The 19161-nt window shown below is 50.4% G+C and carries 14 protein-coding genes and 1 pseudogene; 7 read left to right on the forward strand and 8 right to left on the reverse strand.

Features of this window, described 5'->3' with window-relative positions; genetic code table 11:
- Window positions 1-77 precede the first annotated feature (77 nt).
- Window positions 78-2462: a phosphoketolase family protein gene (locus DXA97_RS08800; RefSeq protein WP_182436842.1), complete on the reverse strand. Its 2385-nt coding sequence runs from the start codon at window positions 2460-2462 to the stop codon at window positions 78-80.
- A gap of 276 nt (window positions 2463-2738) precedes the next feature.
- On the opposite strand from DXA97_RS08800, the gene DXA97_RS08805 reads away from it, so the two are divergent.
- Window positions 2739-3638 carry a LysR family transcriptional regulator gene (locus tag DXA97_RS08805; RefSeq protein ID WP_118543195.1) on the forward strand — a complete coding sequence of 300 codons (900 nt, stop codon included), beginning with the start codon at window positions 2739-2741 and terminating at the stop codon, window positions 3636-3638.
- Window positions 3639-3685: 47 nt separating this feature from the next.
- Here the strand turns inward: DXA97_RS08805 and clpB are convergent, their stop codons facing one another.
- Together clpB and DXA97_RS08815 are read right to left on the reverse strand one after the other, a co-directional pair.
- Complete coding sequence (gene clpB / locus DXA97_RS08810) at window positions 3686-6277, reverse strand: ATP-dependent chaperone ClpB (protein ID WP_118719561.1); 2592 nt, start codon at window positions 6275-6277, stop codon at window positions 3686-3688.
- A gap of 226 nt (window positions 6278-6503) precedes the next feature.
- Complete coding sequence (locus DXA97_RS08815) at window positions 6504-7025, reverse strand: phosphatase PAP2 family protein (RefSeq protein ID WP_118719563.1); 522 nt, start codon at window positions 7023-7025, stop codon at window positions 6504-6506.
- A gap of 347 nt (window positions 7026-7372) precedes the next feature.
- Here DXA97_RS08815 and bioB point away from each other — a divergent pair, with 347 nt between their 5' ends.
- The 4 genes and pseudogenes from bioB to DXA97_RS08835 all read left to right on the forward strand — a co-directional run bounded on the left by bioB (window position 7373) and on the right by DXA97_RS08835 (window position 10413).
- Entirely contained in the window at window positions 7373-8344 is a 972-nt protein-coding gene (gene bioB, locus DXA97_RS08820; protein WP_118543192.1) for a biotin synthase BioB, read from the forward strand.
- Window positions 8345-8366: 22 nt separating this feature from the next.
- Window positions 8367-8926 (forward strand): annotated as a pseudogene (locus DXA97_RS08825) (biotin transporter BioY).
- A gap of 93 nt (window positions 8927-9019) precedes the next feature.
- Window positions 9020-9217, forward strand: coding sequence for a hypothetical protein (locus tag DXA97_RS08830; protein WP_118719565.1), 198 nt, complete (start codon window positions 9020-9022; stop codon window positions 9215-9217).
- 62 nt (window positions 9218-9279) lie between these two features.
- A complete protein-coding gene (locus DXA97_RS08835) occupies window positions 9280-10413 on the forward strand; it encodes a diguanylate cyclase (RefSeq protein WP_347560248.1) in 1134 nt (377 codons plus the stop codon).
- Window positions 10414-10416: 3 nt separating this feature from the next.
- Here the strand turns inward: DXA97_RS08835 and bsh are convergent, their stop codons facing one another.
- Window positions 10417-11406: a choloylglycine hydrolase gene (gene bsh / locus DXA97_RS08840; protein ID WP_118719567.1), complete on the reverse strand. Its 990-nt coding sequence runs from the start codon at window positions 11404-11406 to the stop codon at window positions 10417-10419.
- A 162-nt stretch (window positions 11407-11568) separates the two neighbouring features.
- On the opposite strand from bsh, the gene hcp reads away from it, so the two are divergent.
- The gene (hcp, locus tag DXA97_RS08845; protein WP_118719569.1) at window positions 11569-13203 is read left to right on the forward strand and encodes a hydroxylamine reductase; all 1635 of its coding nucleotides are present in this window, start codon (window positions 11569-11571) and stop codon (window positions 13201-13203) included.
- Window positions 13204-13260: 57 nt separating this feature from the next.
- Here the strand turns inward: hcp and DXA97_RS08850 are convergent, their stop codons facing one another.
- The 4 genes from DXA97_RS08850 to DXA97_RS08865 form a co-directional block, all read right to left on the reverse strand.
- A complete protein-coding gene (locus tag DXA97_RS08850) occupies window positions 13261-14199 on the reverse strand; it encodes a mechanosensitive ion channel domain-containing protein (protein WP_243031976.1) in 939 nt (312 codons plus the stop codon).
- Between the two features lie 8 nt (window positions 14200-14207).
- Window positions 14208-15782: an AAA family ATPase gene (locus tag DXA97_RS08855; protein WP_118719571.1), complete on the reverse strand. Its 1575-nt coding sequence runs from the start codon at window positions 15780-15782 to the stop codon at window positions 14208-14210.
- Between the two features lie 112 nt (window positions 15783-15894).
- Window positions 15895-17265: a VWA-like domain-containing protein gene (locus tag DXA97_RS08860; protein ID WP_118719573.1), complete on the reverse strand. Its 1371-nt coding sequence runs from the start codon at window positions 17263-17265 to the stop codon at window positions 15895-15897.
- Window positions 17266-17292: 27 nt separating this feature from the next.
- Window positions 17293-18624 carry a leucine-rich repeat protein gene (locus DXA97_RS08865; protein ID WP_182436843.1) on the reverse strand — a complete coding sequence of 444 codons (1332 nt, stop codon included), beginning with the start codon at window positions 18622-18624 and terminating at the stop codon, window positions 17293-17295.
- Window positions 18625-18966: 342 nt separating this feature from the next.
- On the opposite strand from DXA97_RS08865, the gene DXA97_RS20455 reads away from it, so the two are divergent.
- On the forward strand, window positions 18967-19161 hold a 195-nt coding region (locus DXA97_RS20455; RefSeq protein ID WP_147355553.1), incomplete at its 3' end, for a hypothetical protein.

Consider the following 19161-nt stretch of genomic DNA (forward strand, 5'->3'; position numbering starts at 1 on the left):
TAGACAAAGAAACGCCGCCCATTTTGCGGACGGCGTTTCTTCTATATATAATACTTCTGTTTCACTATCATCTGTACTTATTTTTCTACCGGTACATGCCACTCCCAGTTGCGGATCTCTTCGAGGTCCTGGCCGTACTCGGCAATGTACTGCTTGTGCTCTACCAGTTTGTCGTTCATCTTCTGAATCAGAAAAGAACCACGGTTGCCAAGCTGCGGCAGATGCATCACGGCATCTTTCACCAGGCTGAAGCGGTCAAGCTGGTTCTGGACACGCATGTCGAACGGAGTCGTGATCGTACCTTCCTCCTGGTAACCATGAACAGACATATTGTGGTTGTTGCGCTCGTAGGTCAGCTCATGGATCAGGGTCGGATAACCGTGGAATGCGAAGATAACCGGCTTATCCGGAGTAAAGATTGCATCGTACTCTGCATCGCTTAAGCCGTGCGGATGTTTATGGTCGGACTCCATCTTGAACAGGTCAACCACATTTACAACGCGGATCTTCAGCTCAGGAAGCTCATCTCTCAGAATGGTAACGGCAGCCATGGTCTCCAGGGTCGGAGTATCGCCGCAGCATGCCATAACAACATCCGGCTCCTCGCCGCAGTCATTGCTTGCCCACTCCCAGATACCGATACCCTGGGTGCAGTGCTTTACAGCCTGCTCCATGGACAGCCACTGGCAGCTCGGATGCTTGGATGCAACGATCGCATTCACATAGTTCTTACTCTTGATGCAGTGATCGAAGCAGGACAGCAGGCAGTTGGTATCCGGCGGGAGATACATGCGGACAACGTCTGCTTTCTTGTTAGCGATATGGTCTAAGAATCCCGGATCCTGATGGGTAAATCCGTTGTGGTCCTGCTGCCATACGTTGGAAGTCAGGATGAAGTTTAAGGATGCGATCGGGCGTCTCCAGGACAGCTGGTTGCAGACTTTCAGCCACTTTGCATGCTGCGCAGCCATGGAATCCACGATACGGATAAATGCCTCATAGCTTGCGAAGAAGCCATGACGGCCGGTCAGCAGGTAACCTTCCAGCCAGCCCTCGCACATATGCTCACTCAGCATACCATCCATGATACGGCCATTTCTTGCCAGCTTATCATCGGTCGGAAGCAGCTCGCCGTTCCAGTCGCGGTTCTGCTCCTCAAATACTTTGTAAAGACGGTTGGACATGCTCTCATCCGGTCCAAAGATACGGAAGTTCTTGCTGTCCTCATTGAGCTTAAAGATATCACGGATATAGCCGCCAAGTTCAATCATATCCTGAGCCTTGGTCTTGCCCGGCTCAACTGGAATGCCATACTCGCGGAAATCCGGGAGACGCAGGTCTTTCAGCAGCAGTCCGCCATTTGCATGCGGGTTTGCGCCAAGACGGGCATTGCCCTTCGGAGCCAGCTCAGCCAGTTCCGGGATCAGGCGTCCGTTTTCATCAAACAGCTCTTCTGCGTGGTAGCTCTTTAACCACTCCTCTAACAGCTGTAAATGCTCCGGCTTCTCCATGCTGATCGGCACCTGATGGGCACGGAAGGAGCCCTCGATCTGCTGTCCGTCTACTACCTTCGGACCAGTCCAGCCCTTCGGAGTGCGCAGGATGATCATCGGCCACTTCGGACGCTCCTGGTCCTGCTCATCTCTTGCATGCTTCTGAATAGCCTTGATCTCCTCGATCACAGCGTCCATGGTCTCTGCCATCTTCTTGTGCATGGTCATCGGGTCATCGCCCTCAACAAAGTACGGCTTCCAGCCGCAGCCCTCGAAGAAGGACTTAATCTCGTCATGCGGGATACGGGAGAAAATGGTCGGGTTGCTGATCTTGTAACCATTTAAGTGCAGGATTGGAAGAACTGCACCATCGGTGACCGGGTTTAAGAATTTATTGGACTGCCAGGAAGTCGCAAGCGGTCCGGTCTCTGCCTCGCCATCACCTACAACTACCGTTGCGATCAGGTCCGGGTTATCGAACACGGCGCCAAATGCATGCGCAATGGAATAACCCAGCTCGCCGCCCTCGTTGATGGAACCAGGCGTTTCCGGAGCGCAGTGGCTCGGAACACCACACGGGAAGGAGAACTGCTTGAACATCTTCTTCATACCTTCCTCGTCCTGGCTGATATTCGGATATACCTCGCTGTAGCTTCCGTCCAGATAGGTGTTGGCGATCAGGAAGTTGCCGCCATGTCCCGGGCCGGAAAGAAGGATCATATCCAGATCATAGCGCTTGATAGCACGGTTGCAGTGCACATACACAAAGTTCTGTCCTGGAACGGTTCCCCAGTGTCCTACGATTTTCTTTTTGATCTGATCCATGCTCAGCGGTTTCTTTAAAAGCGGATTATCTAACAGATATAACTGACCGGCAGACAGATAGTTTGCCGCACGCCAGTAGGCGTTCATCTTTTCCAGCATTTCCTCACACAGAGGCTGCTTTTCCAGACAGGTGTTGTTCTCCATGATCTTACCTCTTTCTTTACTTACGTCGTTTTGCTGCTGTCTGCGCAACATGGGAAACGTTGCGTTTCTTGCTCAAAAATTTTGGTTTGTTATTTTTCTAACGTTTACGCATTGTATTTTCGCACATACAATCCAATCTGTAAAATGCAATTTCTGCATTATATTCATATCAATTTGATATGGATATGCCGCAAACCGTGGATTTTCCTTGATTTCTGTAATATAATGGAGACAACTTTTTGAGAAAAACAGACTGATAAACTTGGAGAATATACCATGACATCTAATTTCGAATACTATAAAATTTTTTACTATGTCGCAAAATACGGCAACTTAACCCGCGCCGCCGCTGCTTTAAACACCAGCCAGCCTGCCGTAACCCGCGTCATCCACAAGCTGGAAGCAGACCTTGGCTGCCGTCTCTTTATCCGCAGCAAATCCGGAATGGAACTGACCGCCGAGGGAAGCCGCTTCTTTGAATACGTCTCCGCCGGATGCCTGCAGTTTTTCCGCGCCGAAAGCCACTTAAGTGATCTGCTGCAGCTGGAGAATGGCAGCATCTCCATCAGCGCCACAGAAACCGCCCTCCACTCCTGGCTTTTTGAAGCTATGGAAAATTTCCATGAGGAATATCCTGGTGTCCACTTCCAGATCTTAAATCACAGCACCCAGGATTCCATTCAGGCTGTGCGGGACGGCAAGGTGGATTTTGCCGTGGTTTCTTCTCTCCCGCTCCATATTTCCGAACCTCTGCGCATGAAAAAGCTGCACACCTACCGCGACATTCTCATCAGTGGAAAACGCTTCTCGGAACTGAAAGGTCATCCGGTCTCTCTGCGCGAGCTGGCCTCTTACCCCTGGATCAGCCTGACCTCAGAATCCATCAGCCGTACTTTTTTAAACACTTACTTTGCGCAGTACGGACTCTCCTTCTCGCCCGACATGGAGCTGGCCACCACCGACCTGATCCTGCCCGCCGTGCGCCACAACTTAGGGATCGGCTTCATCCCCGAGGCCTTCGCCCACAGCGAACTCGCCGCCGGAAACATCTTCCAGATCCAGGTGCAGGAGCAGTTTCCGGAACGGAACATCCTGCTGATCTCCGACTCCGAATATCCGCAAAGCGTAGCATCCAAGGCATTCCAGAAATTCGCGAAAGAAATAAGCCCCGTGTGAACTGCCATTCGGCAGTTCACACGGGGCTGTTAAGCCTGATAATATTGTTACTCTACATATGCGATCAGCTTCTCGCCCTTCTCATCGGTATCGATCACGATGGTCTGGCCTTCGCTGATGTTGCCTTCCAGGATGATCCTTGCAGCCAGCGTCTCTACATTCTTCTGCAGATAACGTCTCAGCGGACGTGCGCCGTATGCCGGGTCGTAACCGTGGTCGGTTACAAAGCTCTTGGCATTGCCGGTCAGCTCTACCTTCAGCTCGCGGTCTTCCAGACGGCGGTTGACATCGGCTACCATCAGATCCACGATGTGGCTGATGTTATCCTTTGTTAACGGCTTGAAGAGGATCGTCTCGTCCAGACGGTTCAAGAACTCCGGACGGAAGTGGGCACGCAGATCCTGCATGACCATAGCCTCAGCCTCCGGCTTGATATTGCCGTTTTCATCGATGCCATCCAGCAGATACTGGGAACCGATGTTGGAGGTCATGATCAGAATGGTGTTCTTGAAGTCCACGGTCTTGCCGGTGGAATCGGTGATACGGCCATCGTCCAATACCTGAAGCAGGACATTGAATACATCCGGATGTGCCTTCTCTACCTCATCGAAGAGAACAACAGAGTACGGTTTTCTGCGGACTGCCTCAGTCAGCTGGCCACCCTCATCGTAACCAACGTATCCCGGAGGTGCTCCGATCAGGCGGGCTACAGAGTGCTTCTCCATGTACTCACTCATATCGATACGGACCATATTGTTCTCATCGTCGAACAGTGCCTCAGCCAGGGCTTTCGCAAGCTCGGTCTTGCCGACACCGGTCGGTCCAAGGAACAGGAAGGAACCGATCGGTTTGGTCGGATCCTTGATCCCGGCTTTGGAACGAAGGATGGCTTCGGTTACCTTTTCCACGCCTTCATCCTGGCCTACGACCCGTTTGTGCAGCACGGTATCCAGATGCAGGATCTTGCTGCGCTCGCTCTCGTTTAATTTATTTACCGGAATGCCGGTCCAGCGGGAGATGATCCGCGCAATCTCATCCTCAGTGACACTCTCATGCACCAGGCTCAGATCCTGATTCTTGACCTTTTCCTCCTCGGCTTCCAGTTCTTTCTGCAGCTGCGGCAGCTTGCCGTACTGCAATTCTGCTGCTTTATTTAAATCATACTGCTGCTGTGCAGTTGCGATATCGCGGTTTACCTGCTCGATCTCCTCACGCAATGCGGACAGATGGGAAACGGAATTCTTCTCATTCTCCCACTGAGCCTTCTTGCTGGCGAATTCGTCGTGCAGCTCTGCCAGATTCTTCTGCAGGTCAGCCAGACGCTCCTGGCTCAAATGATCTGTCTCTTTCTTTAACGCAGTCTCCTCGATCTCCATCTGCATGATCTTTCTGGAAAGTTCATCCAGTTCGGTCGGCATGGAGTCAAGCTCGGTCTTGATCAGGGCGCAGGCCTCATCGACCAGGTCGATCGCCTTATCCGGCAGGAACCGGTCAGTGATGTAACGGTCAGAAAGCACGGCTGCTGCCACCAGGGCAGAGTCCGTGATCTTGACACCGTGGAACACTTCGTAACGCTCCTTGATACCACGCAGAATGGAAATGGTATCTTCTACGGTCGGCTGGTCTACCAGCACCGGCTGGAAACGACGTTCCAGGGCCGCATCTTTCTCAATGTATTTCCGGTATTCATCCAGTGTGGTCGCACCGATACAGTGCAGCTCGCCTCTGGCCAGCATCGGCTTTAAGAGGTTGCCCGCATCCATGGAGCCTTCGGTTTTACCGGCTCCCACAATGGTATGCAGCTCATCGATGAACAGAATGATCTGTCCTTCGCTCTTTTTGACTTCTTCCAGGACCGCTTTTAAACGCTCCTCAAACTCGCCGCGATACTTCGCACCTGCGACCAGTGCGCCCATATCCAGCGCAAACAGCTTGCGGTTCTTTAAGCCTTCCGGAACATCGCCGCGGACAATACGCTGGGCCAGTCCCTCGACAACCGCCGTCTTACCAACACCAGGCTCACCGATCAGGACCGGGTTGTTCTTGGTCTTTCGGGAAAGAATCTGGATTACGTTACGGATCTCGCTGTCACGGCCGATGACCGGGTCAAGCTTCTGGTCCTTCGCACGCTCTACCAGGTCGTAGCCATATTTTTCCAGGGTGTCATAGGTTGCTTCCGGATTGTCGCTGACAACTCTCTGGTTGCCGCGCACCGTAGACAGTGCCTGCAAAAAGGTGTCGCGGGTAATGCCATACTGACGGAACAGCTCCTTCATGGTGCGGTCCGCATACTTTAACATGGACAGGAAAATATGCTCTACAGAGACATACTCATCGCCCATGGCTTTGGATTCGTCCTCCGCATTGATGAGGACTTTATTTAAATCATTGCTGATGTAAACCTGGCTGGAACCGCTTACCTTCGGCAGTCCTGCCAGCTTCTGCTGTGCTTCATTGGTGATCAGCTCTTTGCTGATGCCCATCTTGGTTAACAATTTTAAAATGAGGCTGTCATCCAGTGTGAGCAGACTGTAGAACAGATGCTCCTGTTCGATCTGCTGATTGCCATATTCGTAAGCAAGCTTTTCACAATTCTGGACGGCTTCCATTGATTTCTGGGTAAATTTGTTTATATTCATAAATCACACCTCCATTCCTTTTAGTGCAACGTCATCTTTTATCTCATCTGTTATACTACTTCTATAACATTGACTGTACTATAGCACATGTTGTTAGCACTGTCAATAGGTGAGTGCTAATTTTTTTGTGAAGAATTTGTGTTTCTCACAATGCCATCTTCTGCAACTGCAAAAAGAGCTGGTTTTTCATCTGGAGGAATCCAAAAAAGTGCTTTCCAGTTAATTTTTACCGGGATAACTTAGCAGGAATTTTCTTTATCATCCAGTTTCCTGCGTACCCGCAAATGCAGCCCACAAGAACGCCTGCGAGCACATCCGTCGGATAATGCACATACAGATACAACCTGGAAAATGCGATCAGTACAGCCAGCACCAGTGCACCTTTCCAGATTTTTTTCTCCCCGGCAAAAAAGAGTGCCGACACGGCAGCGAAGGCTGCCGCCGTATGACCGGACGGAAAAGAATAATCTGCCGGTTTTGAGACAAGAAGCTGAATCGACGGATTTGCTGTAAATGGGCGTGCCCTGCCTACCAACGGCTTCAAAATACCATTACATAAAACCATATCCAGTACCAGAGCCGCAAGCACCACCATACCGTACTTTCTTGTTTTGGGGATCAACAATAAAATACAGGTAAGGACAATCCAGATAATTCCCACATTTCCTATGCCTGTGATCAGACACATCAGCGAATCCCCAAGCGGTGTCCGAAAAGTCTGGATCCAGTCTAATATTCTTAATTCCATAATATTGATTCACCCTTCCTTTGATTTCCGGCAGCAGCCCCAAACCTGTCCTGCCCGGAAAATCATTTTATCATTTCTATAGGATATCGAATCGTACCTATCATATAGTATCTCGATTTTACCAACCTATTTTTAACAAAACAACGGTATTTTCTAAACAAATTCGAAACTCTGAAAATTTCATCGCAATACATGGACTCCCTTGTCCACATGCTCTGGCTGTCTTCTATTTCCTTGCATCTAATTGTTAACTAATTTTCAATTATAGGTTGACAATCATATCTCCCCGTGCTATTTTATTTCTCAAAGCCAATTTTTATTTACCATATCAAAGGAGATCCGATCTTATGAGCACAACGCCTGATATTTCCACCGATCCACAGCTTTCCCGCGAGGAAGCGCTTGCCATCTTAAACACTCCGGATGGAGAACTTCCGGAACTCATCGCCCGTGCAGAGGTCCTGCGCAGAAAGTATAAAGGAAACCATGTAAGCATCCATATCCTGACCAATGCCCGCAGCGGAAACTGTTCCCAGGACTGCGCTTACTGTGCCCAGTCCTGCCGCTCCAAAGCTGAGATTGATAAATACAAATGGGTAGACGATGAGAAATTATATAAAGACAATGACTTTGTCAACGAGAACCATCTGTCCCGCCACTGTATCGGCTTAAGCGGAATGAAATTCACCGACGCGGAAATCGAAGATCTGGCGAAACGGATCCGTAAAATGAAAGAAACCGGTACGCATCTGTGCTGTTCCATTGGTTTTCTGACCGAGCATCAGGCAAAAATTTTAAAAGAAGCCGGACTCGACCGCATCAACCACAATTTAAACAGCAGCCGTTCCTATTATCCCAACATCTGCTCCACCCATACCTTTGAGCAGCGCGTGGCCAACATCAAAATGCTTCAGGAACTGGGATTTGAGATCTGCAGCGGCGGAATCATCGGCATGGGCGAGTCCAAAGAAGATGTTGTCGACATGCTTCTGGAACTCCGCGAGATCCAGCCGGAAGCACTCCCGATCAATTTCCTGCTTCCGATCCCGGGTACGCCGTTAGAGCACGCCGATATTTCTGGGCTCACAACGGAATACTGTCTGAAGGTGCTCTGCCTTGCCAGACTTCTGGTCCCGAAATCTGATATCCGCTGTGCTGCCGGACGGGAAGTTTATTTTAAGGGAAAAGAAAAAGACCTGCTCCGCGTGGTGGATTCCATTTTTGCCTCCGGTTACCTGACCGCGGGCGGGCAGGGAATCCAGGATACCATCCGGGCCATTGAGGAAGCCGGTTTCACTTACGAAATCGAATCCGCTTAACAAAAAACGAAAGGAGTTCACTATGACAAACCAGACTACCGCCGGATCTTTCCGGAGAAGCAACACTTATGCCATGACTATGATAGCGCTTATGACCGCTGTCACCTGTATTCTCGCACCGCTGTCCATCCCGATCGGCCGGTGCCGATCTCTCTTACTAATTTCGCCATCTATCTGTCTCTTTACCTGTTGGACTGGAAAAAAGGGACAATCAGTTATTTCATTTATTTACTGCTCGGCTTTGCCGGACTTCCTGTCTTTTCCGGTTTTACCGGTGGCGTTGCCAAGCTCGCCGGACCAACCGGCGGTTACATAGTAGGCTTTATCCCGATGGCAATCATTGCCGGATTTGTGATTGACCACTGCAAAAAGCGCTGGGTTCAGCTGGTCGGCATGATCGTCGGCACCCTGGTCTGCTATGCACTCGGAACCGTATGGTTCTGCTTCCAGGCCAACTACACGGTATCGGCTGCCCTTGCAGTCTGCGTTATCCCATTTATCCCGGCTGACCTCATCAAGATGGTGCTTGCCATGAGTATCGGTCCGGAAATCCGCAAAAGACTGGGTTCTGTGGTTCAATAATAGCAACAACTGTAGTATAATGGATGTCATGAGTGTCTCCATGAGACAACGAATCGTAAAAACACAAAACCTTAAACAAGCGAGGAAAAAAACATGACATCCATCCGAGGTCTCCTGATCAGTCATATGATCTGGAAAAATATGAATCATAATGCGCCACATAAAAAGCATTCTGCCGCAAGACACCGCTGGCAGGATGCTATTTTCAATAAAGACCGCTTGCCAGAAGCCTACACCTGGTCTGCAGAGACCACACCAGGCGGCACTGCCTTTCAACGCTTCGCCCGTTAACAGCGTTTTAAATATTATGGAAACAATAGCCGCATTATAGCACATTTTTCGGAGGAGTTCTTATGAAACAAACATCATCAGCATCTTCAGACAGCATTGTCATGACACGTTCCCAGTTTGTCTCGGAACAGATAAAGAAACTGCAGAATTTTTTCACTGCCCTGCAAAGCATACTGATCGTGATCCTGATCGGACTTGTCAGCACCATGATGGTCCAGATCGGACAGATTCAGGGCACAGCCCGGGTCATCAACTATGCCGGACTGGTGCGCGGTGCGACCCAGCGTCTGGTCAAGCTCGAAATTACCGATGCCCCGAACAATAATCTGATCCAATATCTGGACAATATTCTGACTGGTCTGAAATACGGCACCGGCGAATACGAGCTGGTGCGCATCCCGGACGATACCTACCAGCAGAAGCTGGATGAACAGGTTGCCTACTGGGAAAAGCTAAAACAGGAGATTCTTCTGGTCCGCGAAAACGGATATCTGAAAACCGATGTGGTTGGCATGAGTGAGACCTACTTCGACCTTGCCGACCAGACCGTAACCGCCGCTGAGGATTATTCCGAAATGCTGGCACGCCATATCCGGTCGATCGAATACATCTCCGCAGCCGATATGATCCTGCTTCTTGTGCTGATTCTCCGCCAGTATATCACCGCAAGAAAAATCGCAAAAGCAAACAAAATTCTCCAGCAAAAGGCGTATCTTGACGTTCACACCGGCCTTCCTAACAAGAGCCGCTGCGAGGAGCTTTTGCAGGATTCCAGCTTTATCTCGGCAGAGGAACCCATCGGCTGCCTGGTTTTTGACCTGAATAACTTAAAAACCGTCAACGATTCCCTGGGGCACTCTGCCGGAGATGCGCTGATCTCCAATTTCGCACGGATCCTTAGAAACACCATCCCATCCATGGATTTTGTGGGACGCTACGGCGGCGATGAATTTATGGCTGTGATCTACAACACCGATGAACCCCAGATCATGTCCCATCTGAAGGCATTAAAGGAAACGGTTGACCGCTTCAACCAGTATGGAAAGCACACGCCAATCAGCTATGCATTCGGCTGGGCAGTATCCACCGAGTACAAAGAATGCACGCTGCGGACGCTGTTCGACAAGGCAGATCACTACATGTATCTGAATAAGCAGAAAAGTAAGATGGGGCGGGAATATAGCTCGGGGAAATAATTGTTATTTTCTCCGGTTCTGCCAGCAGATCTGCTCACCCTGCACAAGCGGATACCGTGCGAGTTCTGCCCCATCCAGATTCTCCGCATGCATGTCCACGCCTGTAATCTGGTGATTTTCGTAGGTAGTGTAGTAGTAGATTCCCTTGTCTGCATTGCAACAGGAAGTATAAATCGTGATCTCATACTTTTCGCCGCCTACATCACAACAGCCTCTCTGCTGCTCTACGGAGTGCAGGATATGGAAGAACTGGCTCACGCTTGCGCTTTCAGAGTCTTTCGATAAAGAATTTGCACGGACATAAGCAGCCCGTATAAAGCGGGATGCAGAAGATAGATCGCCCGGCAGCCCCAATGCACCCATACCGCGACTGTAGGCCGTAAGGTCAAGACCCGGTGCGAAGGTGTTTTCCGGCTGCCTCGGGGACAGACCGCGGTAATCATTTAAGCGGAACATCTGCTGCGGAAACGGCGGGTTGTTTGTGAGGACTCCGGCCGGATTATCATAAATATGAAGTCCGTCTGCCACGGCTTCCACTACGATGGTTTCTTCCCGGTCCGCGATCATCCAGTGGAGCTGGGAAACCGGATATTTTTCATTGAATGGCGTATTCGTGATCTGGATTTTTGAAAGCAGCGCACGCACCTCTTTCACAGTTGCGCACTGTCCCAACAGCCACAGCGGCAGTTCAAACTGCGCAACATTTTCTTTTGTTCCATCGGTTACGGGTTCTCCGTACACAGCGTTTCCCACAAAGTTCAGACCGGCCATGCCGAGCCCTTTTTCATTTACCGCATCGTAATAAAGCGGATAGTTATCCGCAATATGTGCCATGCCGATCATGGCATAATGATGCTCCATCTCACCAAGGAAACGGAAATGGAACGGATAATTCCGGGGTGTGACTGTAACCTCCTCCCCGTACGGAAATTCGTAATCCAGATTCCGTCCAAAATAAAAGTCTTTTGTTTTATAGACTGCTGCTGTACACATCGCGGTTCCTCCTTCTTTATCATTCCATATATTTCCAGCATTTTAACACCATTATAATGCAATTTTGTTGTTTAAACAACATTCAAATGCAGCCATATCTATTATACTCTAACCATGTTGTTACGTTACTGATATTATTTGTATTGTAAGGAGGAAATATTTATGAGTCAGAATATGTTTTGCTATCAGTGCCAGGAAACTGCAGGCTGTACCGGATGCACCAATTCCGGTGTCTGCGGAAAAACTCCGGAGGTCGCTGCCATGCAGGACCTTTTAGTATATGTTACCCGCGGGATTTCCGCTGTCACCACGCATCTGCGCAGCCTGGGAACCGAAATCAGCGCTGAGATCAACCATCTCATCACTGTGAATCTCTTCACCACCATCACTAACGCGAACTTTGACAAAGAGATGATCGTTGCCCGCATCCGCGAAACGCTGGACACCAAGGAAAATCTCTTAAAGCAATGCCCGGATACCTCCGTGCTTCCGGCTGCCGCACTCTGGAACGGCGAGGAACATACCTTTGCAGTCAAAGCGGCCCTGGTAGGGGTTCTCTCTACCAAGGATGAGGATATCCGCAGCCTGCGCGAGATGATCACTTATGGTTTAAAAGGACTTTCCGCCTACAGCAAGCACGCGAATGCCCTGTTAAAGGAGAATGCGGAGCTGGATGCTTTCCTGCAGCGCGCCCTGGCCGCTACGCTGGATGATTCCCTGACTGTCTCGGATTATGTAAACTTAACCCTGGAGACCGGAAAATACGGTGTGGAGGGTATGGCTCTGTTGGATGCAGCCAATACCGGCGCTTACGGTCACCCGGAAATGACCCGTGTAAACATTGGTGTCGGCAAGCGCCCGGGCATTCTGGTTTCCGGCCACGACCTGCGCGACCTTGAGATGCTGCTGATCCAGACACAGGGAACCGGTGTAGATGTATACACCCATTCCGAGATGCTTCCGGCTCACTACTATCCGGCTTTCAAGAAGTATCCGAACTTCGTCGGCAACTATGGAAATGCATGGTGGAAACAGAAAGAAGAGTTTGAGAGCTTCAACGGACCGATCCTTATGACGACCAACTGCATCGTACCGCCGAAGGACAGCTATAAAGACCGCCTCTACACCACCGGTGCAGCCGGATATCCGGGCTGTAAGCACATCGGCGGTGAGATTGGCGAAGAAAAAGATTTCTCTGAAATCATCGAACAGGCAAAACGCTGCGCAGCTCCGACGGAGATTGAACAGGGTGAGATCCTGGGCGGCTTTGCCCACAACCAGGTGCTGGCCCTGGCTGACCAGATCGTAGACGCGGTAAAAACCGGTGCGATCCGGAAGTTCGTAGTTATGGCTGGCTGTGACGGACGGGCCAAATCCAGAAACTACTACACCGATTTTGCAAAGGCACTGCCGCACGATGCCGTAATCTTAACTGCTGGCTGCGCAAAGTACAAATATAATAAGCTGGATCTGGGCGATATCAACGGGATCCCGCGTGTGCTGGATGCCGGACAGTGCAATGACTCGTACTCCCTGGCTGTCATCGCACTGAAATTAAAGGAAGTTTTCGGTCTGGACGACATCAACGACCTGCCGATCGTCTACAACATCGCATGGTATGAGCAGAAAGCGGTCATTGTCCTGCTGGCGCTTTTATACCTTGGTGTGAAGAATATCCACTTAGGACCGACCCTTCCGGCCTTCTTATCCCCAAATGTTGCGAAAGTTCTGGTGGAAAACTTCGGCATCGCGGGTATTGGAACGGTTGAGGAGGATCTGAAATTATTTTTCGAGTAATGGAGTTTCTGCAAAAATGCACCGCAAGCCAAAAGCCTGCGGTGCATTTTCAATGTCTCACTGATGTTTGATATTGACATCCATCTGGTTGAACGGGATCTCAATGCCGTTCGCATCGAACACTTCCTTAATACTTTCCAGCACATCCCAGCGGACCTGCCAGTAATTTTCCGTTTTGGTCCAGCCGCGGCAGCCGAGCATAACCGCGCTGTCGGCCAGCTCATCCACAAAAACGGTGATGCCGTCCTCTGCCAGTACAAGCGGATGCTTCTCGTACACCTGACGGATCAGCTCTTTTGCCTTTTTGATATCGGCGCCATAACCGATTCCTATCACCAGGTCTACCCGGCGCTTTTCCTGGGAAGTAACATTTACAACCGTGCTATTGGAAATCTGGCCATTTGGGATCGTAATCTTTTTGTTATCGACCGTAATGATGGTGGTGTAAGCCAGGCCGATACTCTGTACCGTTCCCTCGTATCCGCCGCTCACAATGTAGTCATGCACGCCAAACGGACGCAGCAGCAGCAGCAGGATTCCGCCTGCCACATTCGCCAGGCTGCCCTGCAGGGAAAGGCCAACAGCCAGTCCGGCAGAACCCAAAAGCGCGATGATGGAAGCCGACGGGATACCGATCTTATCGGCCGCGATAAAGATTGCCAGCGCGTAAATGCAGGCATCTGCCACAGAGATCAGGAAACGGCTGATACTCGGATCCAGATTCATGCGTGTAAAGGTCTTATATAAGAACTTGCGCACGGCATGCACGATCCGGTTTCCGATCACCAGAATGAGAATGGCGATCACCAGACGGTAACCAAAGCTCATAAGTCCCGGAAGCCAGCTCTTTACGGTTTCTAAAATTACATTGGGTTTTAAATTCTGCAGATCCTCATGCACCTCTTCTGCCACTGCCTTGGTTTCCTCCAAAACAGTAGAAAGGTCTGCATCCGTTTCTGCTGCCGTGAGCAGCATCAGCTTTGTCAAAAACATCATTGTGGTTCTTACCCTCTCTTATTTAGTAGTGCTTCGATCTCCTGCTCCTCCTGGGAGAACAGCAGATTCCGGTTGTACTGGTAATAGCGCTCGCATTCATAATCCTGCAGGAAATGAACGCTGTATGCCCCGGTATTGAGTTCTGTCACAAACAGCACCAGCTCCTGGCTGTTTGCAAAAGCCGCTTCCATAAAGTCAAACGCATGCTCCAGCGCTGCGCCCGCCTCATCGAACAGTTCCTCATAACGGTCACTGTCCACGCCAAAACGCTCACGCAAAAGCGCAAAGCCCTCGTCCCAGTCGGTGATGCCGCTCTTTAAGAGTGCCATGGAATCCTCTTCCAGTTTGGCACTCACCGCACGGCAGGTGCGAAGCTGTGCGCGGGAGAGCAGGGCATTTTCCAGCCGGTTGGTCCAGTCTGCGCGGAATTGACCGGCAAGTGCTGCCAGGGCATTTGCCAGCACACCATCCCGGCTCTGCTCTGCTGCCTCCACGCCCCGCTTCCCGATTTCCGCATTCTGCTTTGCTCTTATCTCTTCCAGGAAACCTGCACTCTGCAGCTTTTTCATCTGCTCCATACGCAGACTCATCATCTCTTCCATATAAATAAGATTTCGGAACTTTTCATTTAATCCTGACAGAAGCAGGCTCACCACGCTGATGCGCTCATCAAAGGACGCCCGCTGCAGCTTGTCCACCGCAGCCTCGGAAATATGACCCGCAAGCACCTGCTCCACCTGGTAATCGTCCTGGTATTTGTAATACAGCTCCAGATAATTTGCAAAGTCCTTCGCAATCTTTGGAAACTGCAGATATTCTCCCACCAGTTCCCGGTCCATCTTGCGGCCCTGCTTTTCGTAGATCCAGATCAGCTCGGACAGATCTTCCCAGCCACGCGGCGTCACAAAGCGCTTGCCGTCCACCGTTGTCTCGATCTGACAGAAATTCTGCGGCCGCACGCTCAGATAGGAAAGGATCGCCGGATGCACCCCGGCTGTCTTTGCATACTCTTTCCAGACGTTCAGATCCGGCTCCACATCGATGCGACGGATCCGGTCCATGGTGACAATATCGAACTCGCGCACTGACTTGTTGTATTCCGGCGGGTTTCCTGCTGCCACAATGATCCAGCCCTCCGGAATCTTATGGTTTCCAAACGACTTGCCCTGCAGAAACTGCAGCATAGTCGGTGCCAATGTTTCCGACACACAGTTGATTTCATCGATAAACAGAATGCCCTCCGGCATTCCACTCCGTTCCATGCGCTCGTAGACCGATGCCACGATCTCACTCATCGTATACTCGGTAACGGCATACTCCTTTCCGCCGTACTGTTTATGCTCGATAAAGGGCAGTCCCACCGCACTCTGCCGGGTATGATGGGTGATGGTGTAAGCCACCAGACCGATCTGACATTCCTGCGCCACCTGCTCCATAATCTGGGTCTTGCCGATTCCCGGCGGTCCAATCAGAAGCATCGGGCGCTGGCGGATGGAGGGAATCTCGTAAGCCCCAAACTCATCCTTTGCCAGATACGCGGCCACAGTGTCTTTGATTTCCTGTTTTGCCCGCTTAATGTTCATGATTCCTGTTCTTCCTTTCCAATGTAATTCTATCGTAACTGTTCCGTACCTTCACAGTTACGTTCCGTCCGTCATGTTCGCTGCCTGTGACATCGTTCTCCAGCAGCTGCTCCTAAAGCGGACCGACCTTCGCTGCCTTACTGCCAGAAGATTGTCCGCCGCTGTTCTCCAGCAGCTGCTCCGGCTCCAGGATCAGTTTCATGGCCCAGGCCGGGACAGAAATATCGGTATACTGATCCTTCAAAAAGACGAAGGCGGTATCATACACCGGCCGCTTTACCGGGTAGATCCCCTCTCCGTCTGTAAAATACAGAAGTCCCTTCAGGCGGTGAAAAGCCCCCTGACGGATCAGCCCATTCACATACTCGAATGCCGGACGGAAATCTGTGCCGCCCTGCCCGATGATGGTAAAATCCCGCATGTAGGCTTCCATCTCTTCCTGATTCGTAATGAGACGGTCCTGCTGCACCTGTTCATCGCACTGGATGATGTGGATGTTGGTCTTCTTAAAATAACTGTCCGACTGACAAAGCACGTCGTAAGTTTCCTCCAGAAAACACCGCACCAGATCCCCGGAACAGGACATGGAGGTGTCGATCACCACAACAAAATCCTCGATCCGGCTGACTTCTTTGGATTCCAGCGGCTCGATGAGCGGCATATTGCCATACAGCGAAAGCCCATAGGTATAAAAGATCGCATCAAAGGAATCTGGGTCAACCTGCATCTCCTCCCGCAGCACCGAAAAGCGCTGCAGAAAGTGACGGTAATCATACCGTTCCCGGTTCTCCACCTGGATCTGCTCCAGTATGCTTTTATTTTCCTCATCCTGCTGGTTTCCCATGGTTTCCATCTCGGTCTGCACCTTTTCCCGGTTATTGCTCCACTGCGTCTGGCGCACCATGGGAGTCTTCGGGGAATCCTCCGGGAGATCCCAGAAACTGTGGTCATCCACCAGAAACTCCGCCGCCAGACGCTCCAGCCTCCTCGGCTCCAGCTGCTCTTCCTTCAGCACGCGATACACACCCTCTGCATTCAGCACAGTAAGCTTCGCATGCAGCCGTCCGTACCAGTCCCGGCGAAACGGCGTCGGTGCCACACGAATGCATTTTACATACATGTCGTCCAACATGGATTCCACCGCAATATCGCAGGCCAGGTTCCAAAGTTCCGGTTCCCGTTTGCCGCGCGTGTCCATATGGCAGAACAGGCAGTGCAGCACCATGTGCAGATATGCCCGGTTCACATGCACGCGTCCCCTCTGGTACAGATCGCAGACGTAATCTGGATGATAGTAGATCACAAATCCATCTGTCCCCACACCACGGCAGCCCGGGTCTGCCTCAAAAGCAAGCGAACTTAACGAAAGGTCCAGATACCGCATATTCAGGTACAGCTCGTTCCTGGCATTCCGAAAGATCCGGGTACAAAGTTCCACCATATTCAGTTCTTCCAGCTGTCTGTGCCTGGTTGGATCGATCATAGTTTATGATTTCCCCTTTCTTCTGTTTCAAAATTCAAACCGGCGTTTCCGCTTTGGCGGCTGCGATTTCATGAGATTTTCCATGTCATCAGTTAAATTCTGCGTCGTTTCAGCATCCTGCACTGCACCTGCAGACTGCATCGAATCTGCTGCCCGCAGATGATGCCGCCGTTCCATAAGCCAGCTCACCATTTCCGTATCGCCGGATTCCTGAGCTATCTGAATAAATGTGGAAAGCTGGGCAGAGAAATTCTGAAGCGGCTGATTTTGTTCCGTATTCCGGAGTTGTTCTGCCGCAAGTTCTGGCTGCCGGGTTTCGCATTGATCCTTCCTTGGCATAAGCACCTCTTCTACCAGCCACGGCAGTTTTCCTGGTTCCAGGTTGCTCACGTGGTTCTTCTTCATGTTATCTGCCTGAATCAAAAGCCGTCCGGCCATCTCCCAGTGCTCCCGGATATAAGTCTGGTACTGTTCCCGGAATTTCTCCGATAATTCTTTGGGATAGAGCAGCCTTCCCAATGCCAGCTCTGTGACCAGTTCTTCTTTTTCCTGCACCTGCACATGTGGAAAAAGCTCATCGTAGCCCCGGTACTGGAACACCCGCCCGGCAAAACAGTACCGGTAACGGTGCCCACAGCCATGCGTCTCGATGCAGACAATGCGGGCTGGTGTATTCTCAACCGAATCCTCGAAATACTCCGGAAAGATCAGTCTTGCCTCGTATTCTTCCGGCAGTTTCTCCGAAGACAGATCCAAGTTTTGCTGTTCTCTTTCCCGCTGCTTTGTTTCTCCCGGTTTTAAGATTTCCTGCCCTGCTTCCTTTCGCCCCGCCTGCCGCAGCGGCTGAATCATGGCTGTACACGGGTAGGAATTTTCTGAACTGAAAATTCCGTACGATACAGTTGTGGCTGCGGATTTTGCCGATTTGGAATGCGAAGCATCGGCAAAATCCCGTTGCTGCACACGCATGCGTGTGCAGTAACAATGGATCTGCACCCGCAAAGTCTGCCGGAGTTCTGTCAACATCTCCTTTAAGCAGGAACGCTCACCCGGAAACTCCGTAATATCCAGATACTCTACTGCAGGTACACCAGCAAACAGCCCGGCACCAAGATCCAGCACCCGGCTATAACAATAAATTCTTTTTAGTTGTTCACACTCATAAAATCCGTACGCACCGATCTTTCTGACATACGGTGGAAGATGAATCTCCTCCACAGAACTGTGCGCCAGCACATAGGAGCCAAGTTCTGTCACCGGGCAATCCTCAAACTGCTCCGGCACATAGATCACCGCCTCCGGGTCTTCAATCTGATCTATACGGATTTCATCGTTGATTCTGGTATAAATAAACTTCATCGTAATGCCTCTATATTCTAACTTGTTGCTGAAAAACAACAAACAAATCCTGCTGTTTGCGCAACGCATGAACGGTAATAACTGCGTTACACTTTGCAGTCACACGGTTCTTTATTATATTAGAAAACTTTGGGGCAAAAGTAAAGCCTTGTTTGTCGTCTCTGTTTCTCCTATAATAACGATAATGGAAAGGAAGTGTTAACATGCCATTGGTCAAAGGTCCTTATACCTCCAAAGACTACTGGAATTTATCCAGGATTGACCATATGCATTCAAGACATATTGACAACATGGCAAAAATAGAATACGATGTAGGCAGCTAAGGAATGTGAGAATTTCCATATGGCAAACCAAAAAGGGGCTGTCGCACTAACGTGCGGCAGCTCATTTTATATATCCAACACAAAACGCCGAGCTTCGAAAAGCCCGCGTTCGTGGTATAATCAGTTTATGCGACTAAACAAAATAATACAGAGGGATTATACCTCATTTTCGCTGTATTATCAAATCAAACTTCCGCTGGATTTAGAGATTTCT

The organism is Clostridium sp. OF09-36 (assembly GCF_003481985.1).
In the GTDB taxonomy this organism is placed as follows: domain Bacteria; phylum Bacillota; class Clostridia; order Lachnospirales; family Lachnospiraceae; genus Brotaphodocola.

Coding starts and splice junctions, on each gene's coding strand:
- clpB (WP_118719561.1), bottom strand. CDS start 6,277: ATGAATATAAACAAATTTACCCAGAAATCAATGGAAGCCGTCCAGAAT.
- DXA97_RS08830 (WP_118719565.1), top strand. CDS start 9,020: ATGACATCCATCCGAGGTCTCCTGATCAGTCATATGATCTGGAAAAAT.
- DXA97_RS08815 (WP_118719563.1), bottom strand. CDS start 7,025: ATGGAATTAAGAATATTAGACTGGATCCAGACTTTTCGGACACCGCTT.
- DXA97_RS08865 (WP_182436843.1), bottom strand. CDS start 18,624: ATGAAGTTTATTTATACCAGAATCAACGATGAAATCCGTATAGATCAG.
- DXA97_RS08855 (WP_118719571.1), bottom strand. CDS start 15,782: ATGAACATTAAGCGGGCAAAACAGGAAATCAAAGACACTGTGGCCGCG.
- DXA97_RS08805 (WP_118543195.1), top strand. CDS start 2,739: ATGACATCTAATTTCGAATACTATAAAATTTTTTACTATGTCGCAAAA.
- DXA97_RS08860 (WP_118719573.1), bottom strand. CDS start 17,265: ATGATCGATCCAACCAGGCACAGACAGCTGGAAGAACTGAATATGGTG.
- bsh (WP_118719567.1), bottom strand. CDS start 11,406: ATGTGTACAGCAGCAGTCTATAAAACAAAAGACTTTTATTTTGGACGG.
- DXA97_RS08850 (WP_243031976.1), bottom strand. CDS start 14,199: ATGATGTTTTTGACAAAGCTGATGCTGCTCACGGCAGCAGAAACGGAT.
- DXA97_RS08835 (WP_347560248.1), top strand. CDS start 9,280: ATGAAACAAACATCATCAGCATCTTCAGACAGCATTGTCATGACACGT.
- DXA97_RS08800 (WP_182436842.1), bottom strand. CDS start 2,462: ATGGAGAACAACACCTGTCTGGAAAAGCAGCCTCTGTGTGAGGAAATG.
- hcp (WP_118719569.1), top strand. CDS start 11,569: ATGAGTCAGAATATGTTTTGCTATCAGTGCCAGGAAACTGCAGGCTGT.
- bioB (WP_118543192.1), top strand. CDS start 7,373: ATGAGCACAACGCCTGATATTTCCACCGATCCACAGCTTTCCCGCGAG.